Source organism: Bradyrhizobium sp. WYCCWR 13022, from assembly GCF_030435535.1.
In the GTDB taxonomy this organism is placed as follows: domain Bacteria; phylum Pseudomonadota; class Alphaproteobacteria; order Rhizobiales; family Xanthobacteraceae; genus Bradyrhizobium.
The window spans coordinates 23,624-26,443 of sequence record NZ_JAUIZJ010000042.1; the positions used below are offsets into that span (position 1 = coordinate 23,624).

Genomic DNA, 2,820 nt, shown 5'->3' on the forward strand with positions numbered 1-2,820 from the left:
TCAGAACAGCCATTTCCAAATCGACAGGCGAACCCAGTCCACGAAATTGTGAGTCCATATCCAGATCAGCTTGCGCTCGCCGACATCGACCTTTCCAACGCCCTCCATGCCGGGACGCACGCGTTCGGATGCATTCTGCAGCCGCGCCTCGACCCGGAAGTAGTTGCGGCCCTCCTGGGCGGTCGAGACCGGCGTCATCTGCTCGACGGAGAAGCCCATTCCTCGCTGCGGGATTCCCGAAAGCGTCAACTCGCCCTCTTGACCGAGCTTGATGTAGGAAATGTCTCGCTCCTCGACCTGCAGGATGACGCGATAGCTGTCCAGTGGCGCGACCGTAAAGAGCATCTTGCCCAGTTCGACCGGCGTCCCGAGGAGCTGGTGAAGGTCGCCCGCGACGACGATGCCGTCGAAAGGCGCAACCAGCGTGGCACGGGCGAGCTTGTCGGTGACGAGCGACAGCATGGCGTCGACCTGCTCGATCTGGGCCTGCAGGATCGTCATGGTCGCGCGTTCCTGTGCGGCCAGCGCCTGCCGATATTTGCGGTCGAGCTGCTCGCGCTCGGACGACAATCGCGTTTGTTCGAGCTTGAGCTCCCGGTCGTCGAGTTTGCACAACACCTGCCCCGCATGCACGGTGTCGCCTGCGCGGACGAAACTTTCTGCGATATACCCGTCGAACGGTGCCGCGGCGATCCGTTGTACCGCTCCTTCGATCACCGTCTTTGCCGCGACACGATACGTGCCCGTCGCAACACTGCAGAACAGGATGACGCCCACCAGCAAGAGACCGATGAGCTTGGCGCCGGGATGGCGCGGTCCGAACAAGAGCTCCAGGCCATGGTGCAGCGAGGTCGCGGCGTGTCGCACGACGCTGCGTTCGCTTTCGCGCTTGAGCTTCAGGATCGGACCAAGCAGTGCGCCGACCGTTTTGCAGAGCTCGATGGTCTCGATGTCGAACGGCTCGCCCGCGGTCCGTTCCAGGGTCAGCACGCCGGTTGCGTGCCCGCCATCTGCGAGCGGCACCGAGCAGACCGCGATATCCCTATACTCGCGTGCGAGATCGGCATGCGCGAGGGCCGCGCTCTCCACATCGTCGCGTGGAGGAAACACCAGCGCAACGTCGAGGTCGAGCACCTCGTCCATGGCGTTTCCGATGCGCCGGCCAAGATCCATTCTGGCGTCGAACGTCGCGGTATGCGAGATCGCCTTGACCTCGATACTGCCCGAACGCTCGAGCCCCACGCTCACACGATCACACGCCAGGCGCCCCGCAAGTTCGTTGGCGACAGCCAGGGCAGCGGCCGAGAAGTAGCGCTCCTGCATCGCAGTCGCCACGATATCCATGGCGAGCCCCATTCGCGCGAGCCGCGCGTCGCGCTCCTCGAGCGCCCCTTTGCGGAACTGGTCGATCAGCCAGGCGCTCGCCCAATGCAGCAACCGCAAAGCCCGTTGCAGCGCAGCTTCCGGGCCGGGCCCGATATCGAGCACCACGACCCCATGCAGGGTGCCGGACATCTCAATCGGATAGCCGATAAACGCATGATGCTCGCGCACAGCGCCCTGGCCCTCCGAGGGCAGCACGATTCCGCGACGCTCGGTCAGAGCCCGTTCGGCGGCCGGGCTGAGATATTGCATGTCCAGACCGGGGTGGGGCCACACCGCCGCGGGCACGTAGCTCCCATCCTTGTCGGGCCCCAGCAGCAGAAGCCCGCCGCCGACCCGCTCGACCTGCAGGCAAAGGATTGCGAGCCAGCTCGCGCAAAACTCGGAGCTGTCCTTGGCGGCCGAGAATTTGGCCCAGGCGATCGATTCGGCCCGCGCTGCGTCCTCGGTGAAGGAATAGATCGGGGACGCAGTGCTCATTGGCTACTCATCGCTCTCGGAGCTGTGCCCGCGACGCTGCAAGAGTGAACAGCATCGCGGCGCGCGCGACGGAGGCGGCGCTGAGGCCTCGCATTCACTCAGGGACACGGTGTGATCCGTTCTCTAGGCGGATGCTCTTGCCCCGTTCAGGCGATCGCCCGCTTCCGCGGTATCGCCAGGCCCGCTCGCCGGCGGAGCCGTCCCCTGCACGACAGCGAGGCGCGACGGAAGGGCCTGGAAGTTGCGCATCGACTGAAGGTGAAGATACAGCAGCTCGAGCTCGTCCGTCTTGGCAAGCTCGGCGAGTTTTTCGCCGGGCAGAGCCTTCAGTTTCTCCCGGTTCACCGCCATGAACCCCGCGAGCGACAGCTTTTCGCCCGAGGCGAGCTCCACCTGTGCCTGCATGGGCTCGAGCAGATCGAGCTCGCGGACCTTGCGACAGAAGGCCTGGGTGCGATTGAACTGGGCCTGATATTCCTGCAGGAAAGTCAGGATGTTCTGGACATATTGGGTGGGCTTGCTGTCGTCGTCGAACAGCTTTTGTCCCCGACCGTCGCGGTTAAAGCCCGAGTAAGCCTCGTCGATGCACAGGACGAACCTCTCGCCGTCCGAGCTGGTCGAGAAGACGAATGGATAGCGACGCAGGAAGGCCGGGACATACTTGGCGTCCCACTTTGAATCCTCCGACAGGAACAGGTTTTCGCTGTCTCGCACGCCGAGAATGACGGCCGGCATGACGTTATCCTTGGTGCCGGCAAACACGATCGCATATTCGGATGCCGCAGCAGGAAACTCGACCGCCATCAAAGGTACCGAATTGGTCTTGCTGCTGAAGCCGTAGTTCCTGGCCATCTCGACTGCGCAGCCACGGTGCCGCGCGGCGGACAACGGAATAACGGTTTCGTAAATCAACAATTGGGCGGTCATTACTAGGCTCCTTCCCTTGCAATTACGGGC

The 2,820-nt window shown here is 63.5% G+C and carries 2 protein-coding genes; both read right to left on the reverse strand.

Annotated features, from left to right (window positions below; all coding sequences use genetic code 11):
- Entirely contained in the window at positions 1–1,863 is a 1,863-nt protein-coding gene (locus QY049_RS35655; protein WP_194481851.1) for an efflux RND transporter periplasmic adaptor subunit, read from the reverse strand.
- A gap of 123 nt (positions 1,864–1,986) precedes the next feature.
- On the reverse strand, positions 1,987–2,790 hold the full coding sequence (locus QY049_RS35660; protein WP_194481850.1) for a SapC family protein: 804 nt from the start codon (positions 2,788–2,790) through the stop codon (positions 1,987–1,989).
- Between the last annotated feature and the right edge of the window lie 30 nt (positions 2,791–2,820).

What these genes read in the sequence shown, in the direction of transcription:
- QY049_RS35655 (WP_194481851.1), bottom strand. Translation starts at nt 1,863, where the DNA reads ATGAGCACTGCGTCCCCGATCTATTCCTTCACCGAGGACGCAGCGCGG.
- QY049_RS35660 (WP_194481850.1), bottom strand. Translation starts at nt 2,790, where the DNA reads ATGACCGCCCAATTGTTGATTTACGAAACCGTTATTCCGTTGTCCGCC.